The 14,906-nt window shown below is 71.7% G+C and carries 14 protein-coding genes; 5 read left to right on the top strand and 9 right to left on the bottom strand.

Annotated features, from left to right (window positions below):
- Nucleotides 1-88: 88 nt before the first annotated feature.
- The 3 genes from ACFVXG_RS06890 to ACFVXG_RS06880 all read right to left on the bottom strand — a co-directional run bounded on the left by ACFVXG_RS06890 (nt 89) and on the right by ACFVXG_RS06880 (nt 6,286).
- Nucleotides 89-1,996 carry a SpoIIE family protein phosphatase gene (locus tag ACFVXG_RS06890; protein ID WP_387925055.1) on the bottom strand — a complete coding sequence of 636 codons (1,908 nt, stop codon included), beginning with the start codon at nt 1,994-1,996 and terminating at the stop codon, nt 89-91.
- Nucleotides 1,997-2,064: 68 nt separating this feature from the next.
- Nucleotides 2,065-2,838, bottom strand: a complete 774-nt coding sequence (locus ACFVXG_RS06885; protein WP_387925053.1) for a methyltransferase domain-containing protein — start codon at nt 2,836-2,838, stop codon at nt 2,065-2,067.
- Between the two features lie 484 nt (nt 2,839-3,322).
- Complete coding sequence (locus tag ACFVXG_RS06880; protein WP_387925051.1) at nt 3,323-6,286, bottom strand: BTAD domain-containing putative transcriptional regulator; 2,964 nt, start codon at nt 6,284-6,286, stop codon at nt 3,323-3,325.
- 214 nt (nt 6,287-6,500) lie between these two features.
- On the opposite strand from ACFVXG_RS06880, the gene ACFVXG_RS06875 reads away from it, so the two are divergent.
- On the top strand, nt 6,501-6,785 hold the full coding sequence (locus tag ACFVXG_RS06875) for a hypothetical protein (RefSeq protein WP_387925049.1): 285 nt from the start codon (nt 6,501-6,503) through the stop codon (nt 6,783-6,785).
- A gap of 239 nt (nt 6,786-7,024) precedes the next feature.
- On the opposite strand, the gene ACFVXG_RS06870 is transcribed toward ACFVXG_RS06875, so the two are convergent.
- Nucleotides 7,025-7,243, bottom strand: a complete 219-nt coding sequence (locus ACFVXG_RS06870; RefSeq protein ID WP_387925047.1) for a hypothetical protein — start codon at nt 7,241-7,243, stop codon at nt 7,025-7,027.
- 136 nt (nt 7,244-7,379) lie between these two features.
- Here ACFVXG_RS06870 and ACFVXG_RS06865 point away from each other — a divergent pair, with 136 nt between their 5' ends.
- Complete coding sequence (locus ACFVXG_RS06865; RefSeq protein WP_387925045.1) at nt 7,380-8,138, top strand: GntR family transcriptional regulator; 759 nt, start codon at nt 7,380-7,382, stop codon at nt 8,136-8,138.
- Nucleotides 8,139-8,157: 19 nt separating this feature from the next.
- Here ACFVXG_RS06865 and ACFVXG_RS06860 read toward each other — a convergent pair whose 3' ends face one another.
- The 3 genes from ACFVXG_RS06860 to ACFVXG_RS06850 all read right to left on the bottom strand — a co-directional run bounded on the left by ACFVXG_RS06860 (nt 8,158) and on the right by ACFVXG_RS06850 (nt 10,480).
- The gene (locus ACFVXG_RS06860) at nt 8,158-8,418 is read right to left on the bottom strand and encodes a Txe/YoeB family addiction module toxin (RefSeq protein WP_387925043.1); all 261 of its coding nucleotides are present in this window, start codon (nt 8,416-8,418) and stop codon (nt 8,158-8,160) included.
- The gene (locus ACFVXG_RS06855) at nt 8,415-8,687 is read right to left on the bottom strand and encodes a type II toxin-antitoxin system Phd/YefM family antitoxin (RefSeq protein WP_387925041.1); all 273 of its coding nucleotides are present in this window, start codon (nt 8,685-8,687) and stop codon (nt 8,415-8,417) included. The genes ACFVXG_RS06860 and ACFVXG_RS06855 overlap by 4 nt, the downstream gene beginning before the upstream one ends.
- 125 nt (nt 8,688-8,812) lie before the next feature.
- On the bottom strand, nt 8,813-10,480 hold the full coding sequence (locus tag ACFVXG_RS06850) for a fumarate hydratase (protein ID WP_387925039.1): 1,668 nt from the start codon (nt 10,478-10,480) through the stop codon (nt 8,813-8,815).
- A gap of 230 nt (nt 10,481-10,710) precedes the next feature.
- On the opposite strand from ACFVXG_RS06850, the gene ACFVXG_RS06845 reads away from it, so the two are divergent.
- Both ACFVXG_RS06845 and ACFVXG_RS06840 read left to right on the top strand, forming a co-directional pair.
- Complete coding sequence (locus tag ACFVXG_RS06845) at nt 10,711-11,481, top strand: DUF1707 domain-containing protein (protein WP_387925744.1); 771 nt, start codon at nt 10,711-10,713, stop codon at nt 11,479-11,481.
- A gap of 263 nt (nt 11,482-11,744) precedes the next feature.
- Nucleotides 11,745-12,173, top strand: a complete 429-nt coding sequence (locus tag ACFVXG_RS06840) for a WhiB family transcriptional regulator (protein WP_387925037.1) — start codon at nt 11,745-11,747, stop codon at nt 12,171-12,173.
- Between the two features lie 121 nt (nt 12,174-12,294).
- On the opposite strand, the gene glpX is transcribed toward ACFVXG_RS06840, so the two are convergent.
- The gene (gene glpX, locus ACFVXG_RS06835) at nt 12,295-13,335 is read right to left on the bottom strand and encodes a class II fructose-bisphosphatase (RefSeq protein WP_387925036.1); all 1,041 of its coding nucleotides are present in this window, start codon (nt 13,333-13,335) and stop codon (nt 12,295-12,297) included.
- A gap of 215 nt (nt 13,336-13,550) precedes the next feature.
- Here glpX and ACFVXG_RS06830 point away from each other — a divergent pair, with 215 nt between their 5' ends.
- Nucleotides 13,551-14,087, top strand: a complete 537-nt coding sequence (locus tag ACFVXG_RS06830; protein WP_387925034.1) for a DUF4245 domain-containing protein — start codon at nt 13,551-13,553, stop codon at nt 14,085-14,087.
- A gap of 87 nt (nt 14,088-14,174) precedes the next feature.
- Here the strand turns inward: ACFVXG_RS06830 and ACFVXG_RS06825 are convergent, their stop codons facing one another.
- Nucleotides 14,175-14,777, bottom strand: a complete 603-nt coding sequence (locus ACFVXG_RS06825) for a malonic semialdehyde reductase (protein WP_387925032.1) — start codon at nt 14,775-14,777, stop codon at nt 14,175-14,177.
- Nucleotides 14,778-14,906 lie beyond the last annotated feature (129 nt).

The following is a 14,906-nucleotide window of genomic DNA, read 5'->3' as shown; positions in this document are numbered from 1 at the left end:
GGGCACCGTCACGTCCTGGCGGACACCGTCACGTCCCGCCGGGCACCGTCACGTCCTGACGGACCCCGTCAGGTCCCGCCGGGCACCGTCAGGCCCCGCCGGGCAGCCGCTGCTCGAACCAGACCACCTTGCCGGTGCCCAGCCGGGTGGCGCCCCAGCGGTCCGCGCACCGGGCCACTATCTGCAGCCCGCGCCCGCGTTCGTCCTCCGGACCGGTACGGCGCGGGCGCGGCAGCAGCGGACTGTCGTCGCCGACCTCGCAGCGCAGCCGGGTGGTGCGCACCAGGCTCAGGGTGACCGGCCGGGTCGCGTGCTGGACGGCGTTGGTCACCAGCTCGCTGACCATCAGCTCGGTCGCCTCGCTCAGCTCGTCCAGCCCCCAGCGCCGCAGCGTGTGTGCGGCCAGCCGGCGGGCCCGGCCCGGCGTCTCGTTGCGCGGCTGAAGGTACCAGTGGGCGACGTCCCCGGCCGGGATGCCGTCGAAGCAGGCGCCCAGCAGGGCGATGTCGTCGCCGCGGTCCCCGGGCGGCAGAATGCGCAGCGCCTCCTGGCAGAGCTGCTCGGGGGACTGCCAGCGCGCGGCCGCGATCCGCGCGCGGAGCACCTCCAGGCCGTCGCTGAGCGGGCGGGTGCGGGTCTCCACCAGGCCGTCGGTGAACAGCAGCAGCGACGATCCGGGCGGCGCGGGCAGCTCGACCGAGTTGAAGTCCACCCCGCCGACCCCGATGGGGGCCCCGGAGTCCAGCTCCACCAACTCGGCCCGGCCGTCCGGGCGGACCAGCACCGGCGGGACGTGCCCGGCGTTGGCCAGCACCACCCGGTTGGCGATCGGGTCGTACACCGCGTACACGCAGGTGGCCAGGTGCTGTTCGCGGCCGAGCCGCTGGGCCTGCTCGTCCAGGTGGTAGAGCACCTCGTGCGGCGGCAGGTCGAGCGCGGCCAAGGTCTGTGCGCTGGTGCGCAGTTGGCCCATGATGGCGGCCGAGGTGAGCGAGTGGCCCATCACGTCGCCGACGATCAGGGCGACCCGGTTGCCGGGCAGCGGCACCGCGTCGTACCAGTCGCCGCCGACCTGCGCGCCGCGCTCACCGGGCAGGTAGCGCTGGGCGATCCGGACGCCGTGCGACTGCGGCAGGCGCAACGGCAGCATGCTGCGCTGGAGTTCGTTGGCTATCTCCCACTCGCGGGCGTACCGCAGCGCGGTGTCCACGGCCAGGCCCGCCTGGGTCGCCAGGTGCGCGGCGGTCGCGGTGTCGGCCGCGTCGAAGGCCGGCCGGCCGGTGCGTTCAGGGGGCCGGCGGATCAGCACCAGCAGACCGAGGACGGCCTTGCGGCCGCGCAGCGGCAGGGCGACCACCGAGCTGCCGGCGGCCAGCCGGGCCAGCCCGCGGGTGCCGTACACCTCGCGCAGCAGCGCCTCGGTGCGCTCGGCGGCGGGCGTGCCGAGGACGGCCGACTCGGCGGGGCGGCGGCTCAGCAGGATGTGCGCCAGCGCGCCGCCCCGGGTGACCGGGGTGGCCGGCCCGGTGTCGGCGGTCGAGCGGGAGCCGAAGCGCGAGCGGTGCCGGTCGTCCGCGCCGCTCTTGCGGCCGCGGCGGCCGATCCGGGTGCCGGTGCTGTGGTGGATCCGCAGCTCCTCCGGGAAGCCGGGCTCGCGCTCGACGTTGGGCAGCGGGTCGCGCAGGTGGACGACGGCGGCGTCGGCGAGGGTCGGGACCAGGACCCGGCCGATGTTGCGCAGCGTCGCGGCCAGGTCGAGGGCGCTGTTGATCCGCCGGGTCGCCGCGTCGAGGTAGGCGAGGCGGTCCGCCACCCCGTCGGCCGCCCCGCCTGCCGCCCCGGTGCGGTCCGGCCGAGCCGTCGGCGGCTTCGCCGGGACGGGGGCGGGGGCGGGAGTCACCGCCCGGACCGGTTCGTCCGGTCGGGCCGGGAGCCGGCCGCGCTGACCCGGGACGGCGGGCGGCTGCTCCGCCTCGGTCTTGAGCTGGTCGCGCACGGCTGCCTGTCCTGGATTCGGTGTGGTCGGGAGGTCTGGTCGGTGAGCTGTTCTGGTCCTCTGGTCGGTCAGCCGACGCGTCGACAGCACAGGAACAGCTGTTCCTCCGGCGGCAGCGTGGTACTGGCCGGCGCGTACGGATGCCCCGAGCACTCCTCGACGGCGAAACCGGCTGCGACCAGAACCCGCTCCAGATCCTCCCTCAGATACCCACTGATCCGCAGCTCTCTGCCAAGGAACGGAAGCGGAACGTGATCCAGGTCCGCCTCGACCATGCCGAGCACCAGCAGTCCGCCCGGCCGCAGGAGTTCGCGCAGCCGTCCGAGTACGGTCGGGATCTCGTCCTGCGGCAGCAGGATCAGTGAGAAGAACGCGGTGACGGCGGCGAAGGTGCCGCGGCCCGCCGGCCCCAGCCCGGACGCGCCCCACACCCGGTCGGCGCGCTCGGTGGCCAGATCGTAGAGGTCGATGCGGTGGAACTCGGCCGGGTACGCGCCCTCGATCCGAGCCTGGCGGGCCAGCGTCAGCATCACGTCCGAGAGGTCTATCCCGGTCACCCGCAGCCCGCCGGCGGTCAGCTGGCGGACGGTCGGCTCGCCCGTCCCGCAGCCCACGTCCAGCACCCGGGCCCCGGGTTCGAGCTCGGCGAGCAGCTGCCGCCCGCAGTCCAGCTGGCCGCCCTTGGCGGGGAACGCCTCGCCGTACCCGGCGCCGATGGTGTCGAAGGCGACCGCCTGGAGGGCCCGGGCCGCCCGGCGTCGCCGCACGTCGGGCCCGTCGGTCCCGTCGTCGCCGGCGTCCTCGCCGACGGGGAACGCATCGGATATCTGTCCGGTCGTCACGTTGAGAGGCACCCTTCCACCCGTGGCCTCCGGTCGGCTCCTCCGCAGCCTCCTGGGCCGCTGCCGGTGGCGGTACGTCACGCTCCCCGCATCACACAGACGGCCTGCACCCCGACACGTTGCCGGCAGACACTCGTGTGCGTACTGGCATCTGAGAATATGCGTGATCTCTGCGCCATGGGGTCCCTTTCCGGCCAACTCGTCATGCTTGGGCCGAAGTGGGGCGGGTCCGCGGAAGCACGGGGGTGCGGGCCGGGTGGTGCGACCGGCCCCGCACGCCGCACGGCGCGCCGGGGGGTGGCGTCGCTGACCTGCGGTTTTGCCAGTCCGCAGGCTGACAATCAGACGTTTATCGAACGTCAATCGGTGGGGTGCACAGTGGAACCAGCGCCGGGGAAGCGTTGAGGGCGCTCCCGCAGCCGGGGGGCTGCGGGGGCGCCGACGCGCGGATCGGGGGAGGTGCTCCGCGGGGGAGCGGAGGCCTTTACGGCGCGGGGGGAGAAGAGAAGGGCTCGGTGTGCTGTCGGGAGATGAGGTCCGCCACGGGGGAGGCCTCCGGCACACCGAGCCGCGTGAAGATCGCGTGCGCCTCCTGGAGACAGGCGAGCCCACGGGCCGGCTGGGCGAGCGCGAGCAGCGCTTCGCCGAGGGCGGCGTTGGCGAGGCCCTGGCAGTAGGCGGAGTCCATGTCCTGCCCGATCGCGAGGGACTGGTCGGCGACCTCGGCGGCTTCGGCGGGCTCCTCGGCGACGAGCAGGGCCGAGGCCAAGCGGGCCAGGGCGTAGCCCTCCCAGAGCGGGTTGCGCTGGGACTGGTAGAGCCGATGGGCCTCACGCAGGTGCGGGACGGCCTCGGCTGAGGAGAGCACCACGCCCAGCTGGTAGAGGGTCTGGGCGAGCAGCGGGCCGTTGTTGGACGCCCGCGCGGCGGTGACGCCGTCGCCGGCGGACTTGATCGCCGTCTCGGTCATCCCGAGTCGGTGCTGCACCCGGGCCATGTTGCTGACGATCCGGGCCTCGCCGATCGACGTGCCGACCACCCGGTTGCTGGCATGCGCCTGTTCCAGGAACGGCAGCGCTTCGGCCGGACGGTTGTTCATGTTCAGGATCACCCCGAGCATGTTGGCCGTGGCCAGGAGGAGGACGGTCGGTTCGTCCGGCCTCTGGTGTTCCAGGCTCCGGCGGAAGGACTGCTCGGATCCCTGGAAGTCGCTGGTGGCGGACTGCAGTGTGCCCAGGGCGAAGTACACCCGGGCGATCCCGGCCGAGTCGTCACGGTCCCGGGTGTCCCGGCTGATGGCCTCCAGCACAGGGAGCGTCCGCGGTCCGCGGGTCGGGTCCGGGTCGATGCTGAACAGGTAGTTGAGCAGGTCGACGGCCGCGCGCTGCAGGGTGCCGGGGCCGTTCGCGGCGGCCTCGACGGCACTGAGCAGCAGGGCGCCCTCCGTCCGGAGCCAGTCCTGTGCGGCCTGACTCGTCGGCAGGTGGAGCCCCGTCGAGGTGAACGTCGTCAACAGCTCGGGCAGCGGGTCATCCGGCTCGATGACGTGGGCGGCGTTGCGGATGGTCGGGATCAGGAGGTCGAGCAGCCGCAGGACCGCCAGTTCCTGTTCCGCCGTGTCCCCGAGCCGCTCGTTCTTCCGCTGGGCGTAGAGCCGGAGCAGGTCGTGGTAGCGGTACCGGCCGGGCGCGAAGCACTCCAGCATGTTGGCCTCGACCAGCGCCTCGGCGAGGTCCTCGGCGGTGTATTCGTCCACGCCGAGCAGCGCTGCTGCGGCCGCCAGTGGAATATCGGGCGAGTCGATCAGGGCGAGCAGCCGAAAGGCGCGGGCCTCGTCCACGGACAGCTGTCCGTAGCCGAGCCCGATGGTGGTCTCCACGGCGAGGTTTCCGAGCTGGAGTTCGTCCAGGCGTCGACGCTGATCGGCTAACCGACTGGCCAGGTCGGAGACGCTCCAGCGCGGCCGGCTGGCCAGCCGGGCGGCGGCGATGCGGACGGCCAGCGGCAGGAAGCCGCAGGCGGTGACCACCTTCATGGCGGCCTCGGGTTCGGCGGCGACCCGGTGTTCGCCGACGATGGCCGAGAAGAGCGCGAGCGCCTCGTCCGGCGTCAGCTCCTCGACGTCGAACAGCTGGGCGCCCGGGATGCCGGCCAGCCGGGAGCGACTGGTGGCGAGCACCGCGCAGCCGGAGACGCCGGGGATGAGCGGCCGGATCTGGTCGGCGTCCCGGGCGTTGTCGAGCAGGATCAGCATCCGGCGGCTGGCGAGCTGCGAGCGGTACAGCGCGGCGCGCTGATCGAGCGAGTCGGGGCTCTCGGTGACGCCGAGCGCGTGCAGGAAGTCGCCCAGGACGACCACCGGGTCCGCGGGCGAGGTGCCGGCTCCGCGCAGGTCGACGTACAGCTGCCCGTCCGGGAACTCGGTGCGGACGCGGTGGGCGACGTGGACGGCGAGGGTGGTCTTCCCGACCCCGCCGATACCGGCCAGCGAAGTCACCACCACGGCCTGGCCGGTGGCGTTCATCAGCACCGTCGAGAGGTCGCCGACGAGCTTCGAGCGGCCGCTGAAGTCCGAGACGTCGGCCGGGAGTTGAGCCGGGGCCGGGGGAGCGGCGGAGCCGTCCTCGCGAGCGGTGGCGATGGGGATCGCAGCCAGGGTGAGGGTCGGGTCGGCGGCGAGGATGCGGTTGTGCATCTTGGACAGGCCGGCGCCCGGTTCGACCCCGAGCTCCTCGATCAGCAGCTTGCGGGTGTCGGTGTAGACGCCGAGGGCCTCGGCCTGCCGCCCGCAGCGGTACAGGGCCAGCATCAGCAGTTCGCGCAGCCGCTCGCGCAACGGGTGCTCGGCCGTCAGGTTGTTGAGCTCCACGACGATCTCGGCGTGCAGGCCGATGTCGAGGGCGGCGGCGCACAGCTCCTCGGCGGCGGCCACCTGGCGCTCGGCCAGCCGCAGCCGCTGGGCGTCCGCGTACGGACCGGGGATGCCGGTCAGCGGTCGGCCGCTGAACAGGTCCAGCGCCTGGGCCAGCAGTCGGTGGGCCTCACGCTTGTCGCCCGAGGTGCGGGCGGCCGTGGCCTCGGCGGAGAGCCGCTCGAAGACCGAGAGGTCGAGGGCCGTGCCCGGAATGCGCAGGGCGTAGCCGTCGGCGACGGAGACCAGCAGCTCGGCGGGGCGGCGCACCTCCCGCTGGGGCTCGATGACGGAGCGCAGCCGGGAGACGTAGGTGCGGAGCGCGGCCACGGCCTGGGTCGGCGGCCGCTCGCCCCAGAGGGCATCGACCAGGTCCTGGGTGGTGACCGGGCGCCCGGAATGCAGCAGAAGGGTGGTCAGAACGGCCTGCTGCTGGGGGGAGCCGAGGGAGAGGGGCTTGTCGTCGAGCCAGGCCTGGACCGGACCGAGGACTTGGAAGCGCAGCGCAGGGGCCTGCGGCGTCTCCCGAAACTCCATGAAGTCCCCCGATGGCCTGTCGTGTTGATTCCGTGAAAGGGCGCTCGGCGGTCCGCCGCGGTGGTTCAGCTTAGGCGGACGGCCGACTCTGCCGGACGGCACTGCAAGCCGCACGATGTTTATCGGACATTTAATCAACCCTACGATACTGTCCCCGCGCCCGCGCCACGGAGGTCGGGCGGGACACATTTGATGACCGAAAGGCGGCCACTCAATGGCCAACGACCAGAGCGCTGCCCCGGCGCCGTCGGCGCCCGTGAACGGCACGACGACCGAGACTCCGGCCACCGCTGTGGAGGCGGGCAAGGCTGTCGAGGGTGCCGTGACCGCGTCCTCGAACCAGACCGTTTACACCGCGCCGGCCGACGCCGACAAGACGGCGTTCGAGAACGGCTCCTTCGGTGACGAGGGCGAATACGTCAACGTCCCCGTCCCGCCGGCCGACGGCGGCCCGGATGCCCCGCGACAGCCGGAGAGTGTCATCGGCGGCCACCCGTAAGTCGTCCGGACCCAGTGCCCCCCTGCCCCCGTCCGGGCACGGGGGCACTGTCGTGGTGGTGTGCGCGCCAATTCGTGTGCGGGTCCATCGGGTGGCCGATTCCCACTCTTGATGCACGCATGGTGACCGCGGTCATCCGTAACGTGCCCGGCGGCGCCCCCGGAGCGTTCCGGAATTCCTGATTCACCGGGGGGATTACCAAGCCCTGAATGCCGTGGTTTGCGTGGATTGATCCGCAATTACCGGGGCTGATCGCAATCAGCTGAATCGCGGGGCTCGGGGGCGGGCGAGACCTGGTGCGGTTCGGCGGTCCATTCGCGGCCGCCGTGCTCGGGGCGGAGGTAGTGCTCGCCACCGATGGTTCCCATGTAGATGCCGGTGCGTCCGGTCCTCCGGTCGAGGACGAGGTCGCCCACCTGTGGCCGGTAGGCCGGGGCGTTGCGCTGTCGGGTGCTCACCTCACCGCTCCTTCGCTCTGTCGGCGACTGGCCAGCATCTCTAGAGAAGCTAATATCTCTAGAGATGTCAACGGTCGTATCTCCTTACCGGCGGCCGCGGGCGCGCCTACGATTTGTCCGAGGGAGAGGGAGCGCGATGACCGGCAGCAGTGGCGACAAACAGCCCAAGTACCAGCGGATCGCCGACTCCCTGAAGGCGGCCATCGACTCGGGCCGCTACGGCGCGGGCGACCGGCTGCCCGGCGAGAACGACCTGATGGACGAGTACGGCGTGGCCCGGATGACCGCCCGCCAGGCGCTCGGCGTGCTGCAGAGCGAGGGCATCGCGGAGGCCCGCAGGGGCGCGGGGGTGTTCGTCCGGGACTTCCGGCCGCTGCGCCGACGGGGCATCCAGCGGCTGGCGCAGGGGCAGTGGGGCTCCGGCCGGTCGATATGGTCCGCGGACATCGACAACCGCAGCCTGGTGGTCGACCAGGTGTCGGTCACCGAACAGGGCGCGCCCGAGCACGTGGCCCGGGTGCTCGGGGTGGAGCCGGGCGTCCCGATGTGCGTGCGGCACCGCCGCTTCGTCCTGGACGGCAAGCCGGTGCTGCTCTCCACCTCCTACCTGCCGGCCGTCCTGGTCGCCGGCACCGCGATCACCCGCGAGGACACCGGCCCGGGCGGCACCTACGCCCGGCTGGCCGAGATCGGCGCCAAGCCCGTCCACTTCCGCGAGGAGGTCCGCTCCCGGATGCCCGCCGCGGAGGAGGCGACCCGCCTCGAACTCTCCGCCGGCACCCCGGTGATCCTGATCTGCCGCACCGCCTTCGCCGACGAGGGCCAGGTCGTCGAACTCAACGAGATGATCCTCGACGCCGCCTCCTACGTCCTGGAGTACGACTTCGACGCCTAGGATCGACTGGGGCCTTTGACTACTGGTAGTGGTAGCGGGCCTTGAGGATCATCACTTCTTTCTCGTCGGCGCGATAGACCAGGCGGTGTTCGTCGTCGATTCGGCGTGACCAGTAACCGGCCAGGTCGCCCTTCAGTGGTTCGGGCTTCCCGATCCCGCCGAACGGGTCGCGCTGGATCTCGCCGATCAGGCGGGTGATCCGTTGAGCCATCTTCCGGTTGGACCCGAGCCAGAAGAGGAAGTCCTCCCAGCCATCAGGGTCGAAGCGAACGCTCCTCACACCTCACCGGCCAGGGCTTCCAGATCCTCCATGCTCCTGGTGATGCCGGGGTGGCCGGCCTTGTCGCGGGCAACGGCCGCCATGAGTCGCTGGGCGTTGGCGGGGGAGCGCAGGAGGTAGATCGTTTCCTGCCAGGAGTCGTAGTCCTCGGCGGACATGAGGACCACGTCACCGCTCTTGGAGGTGATCCTTATGGGGGCATGGTCGTCGTTGACCTTCTTGATCAACGGGAAGAGCTGCGTGCGGGCCTCGCTGGCGCTGATCGCCATTGGCCTACCTCCATGCTTGTACCCATCATCGGTACTTGGATGGTACGAGGTTCCGGTACCGGATGCCATGAGAAAACCGCCCCGGGCGCGAGGGGCGGCCGGGGCGGCGGGAGGGCAGGGGGCGGTCACTCCTTGGAGCGGACCCGCAGGTTGGTGATCAGCGGGCCCTCGGTGGTCTCGCGGAAGAAGTCGTTGCCCTTGTCGTCGACGACGATGAAGGCCGGGAAGTCCTCGACCTCGATGCGCCAGACGGCCTCCATGCCGAGCTCGGCGTACTCCAGCACCTCGACCTTCTTGATGCAGTCCTGGGCGAGGCGGGCGGCCGGGCCGCCGATGGAGCCGAGGTAGAAGCCGCCGTGGGCGGCGCAGGCGTCGGTGACCTGCTTGCTGCGGTTGCCCTTGGCGAGCATGACCATGGAGCCGCCGGCGGCCTGGAACTGGTCGACGTAGGAGTCCATCCGGCCGGCCGTGGTGGGGCCGAAGGAGCCGGAGGCGTAGCCCTCGGGGGTCTTGGCCGGGCCGGCGTAGTAGACCGGGTGGTCCTGGAGGTACTTGGGCATGCCCTCGCCGGCGTCCAGGCGCTCCTTGATCTTGGCGTGGGCGATGTCGCGGGCGACGACCAGCGTGCCGGTGAGCGAGAGCCGGGTCTTGACCGGGTACTTGGACAGCTCGGCGCGGATCGCGGACATCGGCTGGTCGAGGTCGATGCGCACCACGTCGTCGTCGAGGTGCTCGTCGGTGGTGTCCGGCAGGTACTTCGCCGGGTCGGTCTCCAGCTGCTCCAGGAACACGCCCTCGGCGGTGATCTTGCCGAGCGCCTGGCGGTCGGCGGAGCAGGAGACGGCCATCGCGACGGGCAGCGAGGCGCCGTGGCGGGGCAGTCGGACCACCCGGACGTCGTGGCAGAAGTACTTGCCGCCGAACTGGGCGCCGATGCCGATCTTCTGGGTCAGCTCGGTGACCTTGGCCTCCAGCTCCAGGTCGCGGAAGCCGTGGCCGGTCTTGGCGTCGCCGGAGGTCGGCAGGTTGTCCAGGTAGTGCGCGGAGGCGTACTTGGCGGTCTTGAGCGCGAACTCGGCGCTGGTGCCGCCGATCACGATGGCCAGGTGGTACGGCGGGCAGGCGGCGGTGCCGAGGGAGCGGATCTTCTGCTCCAGGAACGAGAGCATGCTGGCCTCGTTCAGGATGGCCTTGGTCTCCTGGTACAGGTACGACTTGTTGGCGGAGCCGCCGCCCTTGGCCATGAACAGGAACTTGTACGCGTCGCCGTCGGTGGCGTACAGCTCGATCTGGGCCGGCAGGTTGTTGCCGGTGTTCTTCTCGTCCCACATGGTCACCGGGGCCATCTGGGAGTAGCGCAGGTTGAGCTTGGTGTACGCGTCGAACACGCCGCGCGCGATCGCGGACTCGTCGGCACCGGGGGTCAGCACGTTCTGGCCGCGCTTGCCCATGACGATGGCGGTGCCGGTGTCCTGGCACATCGGGAGGATGCCGCCGGCCGAGATGTTGACGTTCTTCAGCAGGTCGAGCGCGACGAAGCGGTCGTTCGGGCTGGCCTCGGGGTCGTCCAGGATGCGGCGCAGCTGGGCGAGGTGCGCGGGGCGCAGGTAGTGCGAGATGTCGTGCATCGCCTCGGCGGTGAGCAGGCGCAGCGCCTCGGGCTCGACCTGGAGGAAGGTGCGGCCGCCGGCCTCGAAGGTGGAGACACCCTCGGAGGTGAGCTTGCGGTACGGGGTCGGGTCAGCGCCCAGGGGGAGCAGGTCGCTGTACTCGAAGTCTGGCGTGGGAGCCATCGGGGCGGTCCTTAGGGGTCCAGTGGTCCGGCTGCGTCGGCGAAGCACCATCCAGGGTAGGACCCGGCCGCGGGACGCATGCGGACAGGTCAGCCTTGCGTGACCGGGCTCACTCGGGCAGCAGTGCGAGCCACTAGGCTTGGCCCGTGAACAACACGTCGGACGACACGCCGGACAACTCGCCGTCGCAGGACGATCCGGGACAGCCGCCGGTGCCGGCGCCCGTCCCCCTGACCAAGCCCGAACCCAAGCCCGAACCCAAGCCCGAACCCAAGCCCGAACCCAAGCCCGAACTCGCGCCCCGGCCCGCGCCCGCGCCCGTGGCCGAGCCGCGGCCGTCGCACGCCCCGGTGGCGGAGGCCGAGATGCGGGTCTCGGACGCCGACCGCGAGCGGGTCGCGGAGCTGCTGCGGGACGCCTACGCCGAGGGCCGGCTGGATGCGGAGGAGCACGCCGAGCGGATCGGCGCCGCGTACGCCGCCAAGACCTTCGGCGAGCTGGTCCCGCTGACCAGGGACCTGCCCGCGCACCGCTCGGTGTCCTTCGACAAGCCGCCGCTGGACGCCCGGGCGCCCGCCCCCGCCCCCGCGCCGGCCCGGCCGCTGCCGCCGGCGCGGCAGGAGGCGCCGTCCGTGGTGGCGATCTTCGGCGGTGCGGCCCGCAAGGGCCGCTGGCGGGTGGGTTCGCACCTGACGGCGTTCACCGCGTTCGGCGGGGTGGAGATCGACCTCACCGACGCCGTGTTCGAGTCCCCCGAGGTGGAGATCACCGTGACGGCGATCTTCGGCGGGGTCGAGATCCGGGTGCCGGAGAACGTGAGCCTGCTCGGTTCCGGGGTCGGCATCTTCGGCGGTTTCGACGTCCGGGAGCAGACCGCGGCGGATCCGTACGCTCCGGTCGTGCGGGTCAAGGGCGTTGCCCTGTTCGGTGGTTGCAACGCGAAGCCGCGCCGGGGCAAGAAGCTCAAGGAGTGGGTGCGCAAGCAACTCGGGACGGAATAGCCCGAATTGACCTGTTGAGCGCCCGGCCGGGGATCAACTCCTGGTCGGGCGTTCGGCGTTGTGCCCGGTGCACTCCGTAGTCGATTGCGTGCAGTGTGCATGAATCGCGGCCGAGCGGGGTAGTTCCTTCCGCACATCGCTTCTTGTACGGCTGTGCACCGGAGGCGGCCCAGCGGCCGTCCCGGGCGTTGGACAGCGGGGGCTCGCAGCCGGGCAGGGGAGCGAGGTTCCCCGTGTCCGAGAGCCTCGTCAGGAGTACGGCCGTGCTGCATCCGATCGAGTCCCGCACCACCTCGCCAGTCGCCGCCGCCCAGTTGCTGGAGCGCCGTCCGGCCGTCCGCCCGCAGCCGCAGCCCCCGGGCGGCACGGCGAGTCCGGCCGCGGGTGAGGACAATCCGTGGCACACCGGTGCGGCCTGTCGGCGGGACGAGGTGGGGCTGTTCTTCGCGCCCTCGAAGGAGCCGACGGCGGCCCGGTTGTCGCGCGAGGAGCAGGCCAAGCAGGTGTGCGCGCGCTGCCCGGTGCTGCTGGAGTGCCGTGAGCACGCGCTGGCCCAGCCGGAGCCGTACGGGGTCTGGGGCGGACTGACGGCCGCCGAGCGGCGGGTGGTGCTGGCCCGGCGCCGGCGCCGGGACGCGGAGCTGCGCGAGGCGACCAGGGTGGCCACGGCCGGGCGTCGGATAGCGGGTTGACGGCGGGCCGAAGACCCGCGGGCGGGAGCGCGGGTACGAGCGTGACCGACATGCCGCGCGGCCCCGGCGGAGGGGGATTCCGCCGGGGCCGCGCGTCTGGGCGTCCGTGTTCGGGTCCGGGTCAGTTGGCCCGGTCGAAGTCGATCGCGCTGTAGGCCCGCAGCTTCGACAGCTTGTGGACCGAGTTGATCTCGCGGATGGTGCCGCTCCTGGAGCGCATCACCAGCGAGCTGGTGGTGGCGGTCTCCGAGCGGTAGTGCACGCCGCGCAGCAGCTCGCCGTCGGTGATGCCGGTGGCGACGAAGAACACGTTCTCGCCGCTGACCAGGTCGTTGGTGGTGAGCACCCGGTCCAGGTCGTGCCCGGCGTCGAGGGCCTTCTGCCGCTCGGCCTCGTCCTTGGGCCACAGCCGGCCCTGGATGACGCCGCCCATGCACTTCATCGCGCAGGCCGCGATGATGCCCTCGGGGGTGCCGCCGACGCCCAGCAGCAGGTCCACGCCGGTGCCCTCGCGGGCGGTCATGATGGCGCCGGCCACGTCGCCGTCGGTGATGAACTTGATCCGGGCGCCCGCCTCGCGGATCTCCCGGACCAGGCCGTCGTGGCGCGGGCGGTCGAGCACCATCACGGTGACGTCCTCGACGGCGCTGCCCTTGGCCTTGGCGACCCGGCGGATGTTGACGGCCGCCGGGGCGGTGATGTCGACGTAGTCGGCGGCCTCGGGGCCGCAGACCAGCTTGTCCATGTAGAACACGGCGCTGGGGTCGAACATGGTGCCGCGGTCGGCGACGGCCAGCACGGCGACGGCGTTGGCCATGCCCTTGGCGGTCAGCGTGGTGCCGTCCACCGGGTCGACCGCGACGTCGCACTCGGCGCCGGTGCCGTCGCCGACCCGCTCGCCGTTGTAGAGCATCGGGGCTTCGTCCTTCTCGCCTTCGCCGATGACGACGACGCCGTTCATCGAGACGGTCGAGACGAGGGTGCGCATGGCCTTGACGGCGGCGCCGTCGGCTCCGTTCTTGTCGCCACGGCCGACCCACCGGCCGGCGGCCATCGCGGCCGCCTCGGTGACCCGGACGAGCTCGAGCGCGAGGTTCCGGTCCGGAGCCTCGGGCGCGACCTCCAGGGCACTGGGAAGGTGGTGCGGGTACTGCGTGGTCATCGTCGTTACCTCTCTGTACGCGACGGCCAGTAAGCGCCCGACTACTGCCTGGTCGAACGCCGTGGTGAGGGTGATGCGATCGTATCTGCCCATGAGATGACTGTCTGTGGCGCGGGTCGCCATCCCGGTGCGATAACCGCCGGTTCGTCCTGCTTCACCCGTACGTGCCCACCCCGGGTGGCCTGGCCGGAATGTGGATGAGTCACCATGAGGGGGTGGCTGCAGAGAGCAAGGGCATGAGGGGTCGGCAGACCGTACGGGACATGGTCCTGTCGATGCTGGCGGTCGGATTCGTCGTCTGGATCGGTTACCTGTTCCTCCCGCACGACGCGAACAGCGATCCGGTGCACGTGGTCGCGTACAAGGTGGAGGCGGCCTCGGCGAAGCGCGCCGCGCCGTATCCGCTGCTGGCCCCGGAGGGGCTGTCCGACAAGTGGCGGGCCACCTCGGTCAGCTACACGCCGGCGGACATCAACAACGGCAAGGGCAACGCCTGGCACCTGGGCTTCGTGACGCCCTCCGGCCAGTACGCGGCGGTCGAGCAGGCCGACGTCCCGCGCGAGAAGCTGCTCGCCGACAAGGTCGCGGGCGCCCAGCCGGACGGCACCTCGGACACCGCCGGGCGCACCTGGGACCGGGTGCAGGGCGAGAAGGCCCGCGCGCTGACCGTCCAGACCGGTTCGGCGACCACCATGATCACCGGCACCGCCTCCTACCAGGAGATGGCCGAGCTGGCCCAGGCGCTCAAGTAGCGCCGGGCCCCCGGAGGGGCGCGCGGACATGCGGAAGGGCCCGCACCGGACGAACCGGTGCGGGCCCTTCGCCGTCGCGGGGTGCGATCAGACCGTGGTGACGACCTGGTCGTACTCCAGGCGCGGGGAGCGCGGGTACCAGGCGTCCTCGCCCGGCTTGCCGATGTTGACCACGGCCAGCACCGAGTGCTCGCCGTCGCCGAAGAACTCCTTGTTGATGCCCTCGGCGTCGTAGCCGGTCATCGGGCCGGCGGCCAGGCCGGCGGCGCGGACGCCGATGATGAAGTAGGCGGCCTGCAGGGCGCCGTTCAGCTTGGCGGACTGCTCACGGACGGCGCGCTCCGAGAAGAACACGTCCTTGGCCTGCGGGAAGGCCGGGAACTGGGTCGGCAGCTCCTCGTGGAACTCGTTGTCCGCGGCCAGGACGGCGACCAGCGGGGCGGCGGCGGTCTTGGCCTTGTTGCCGTCCGCCAGGTGCTGGACGAGGCGCTCGCGGCCCTCGGCGGAGCGGACCAGGACGACGCGCAGCGGCTGCTGGTTGAAGGCGGTCGGGCCGTACTTGACCAGGTCGTAGATGGCCTGGACCTGCTCCTCGGTGACCGGCTCGTCGGTGAAGGTGTTCGCGGTGCGGGCCTCGCGGAACAGCAGGTCCTGAGCGGCGGCGTCGAGTACCAGGGCGTCGGTGGTCATGCTTCTGCACCTCATGCGGGAGGGGGTTCGTCGGTTTGACCGGCGCGGCCGATCACTCGATCCAACATAGGTGAAGATTCAACGATTCCCCAAGCGATTGTGAGCTGCCCCACGCCGGCCCGCGGTCGC

This window comes from Kitasatospora sp. NPDC058162 (assembly GCF_042884005.1).
Taxonomy (GTDB): domain Bacteria; phylum Actinomycetota; class Actinomycetes; order Streptomycetales; family Streptomycetaceae; genus Kitasatospora.
This window is presented reverse-complemented; position numbering and strand designations above follow the sequence as displayed.

Excerpts from the sequence above, each read along its gene's own strand:
- ACFVXG_RS06850 (WP_387925039.1), bottom strand. The coding sequence starts at position 10,480 with ATGGCTCCCACGCCAGACTTCGAGTACAGCGACCTGCTCCCCCTGGGC.
- ACFVXG_RS06875 (WP_387925049.1), top strand. The coding sequence starts at position 6,501 with ATGGCCAACGACCAGAGCGCTGCCCCGGCGCCGTCGGCGCCCGTGAAC.
- ACFVXG_RS06825 (WP_387925032.1), bottom strand. The coding sequence starts at position 14,777 with ATGACCACCGACGCCCTGGTACTCGACGCCGCCGCTCAGGACCTGCTG.
- ACFVXG_RS06865 (WP_387925045.1), top strand. The coding sequence starts at position 7,380 with ATGACCGGCAGCAGTGGCGACAAACAGCCCAAGTACCAGCGGATCGCC.
- ACFVXG_RS06880 (WP_387925051.1), bottom strand. The coding sequence starts at position 6,286 with ATGGAGTTTCGGGAGACGCCGCAGGCCCCTGCGCTGCGCTTCCAAGTC.
- glpX (WP_387925036.1), bottom strand. The coding sequence starts at position 13,335 with ATGACCACGCAGTACCCGCACCACCTTCCCAGTGCCCTGGAGGTCGCG.
- ACFVXG_RS06855 (WP_387925041.1), bottom strand. The coding sequence starts at position 8,687 with ATGGCGATCAGCGCCAGCGAGGCCCGCACGCAGCTCTTCCCGTTGATC.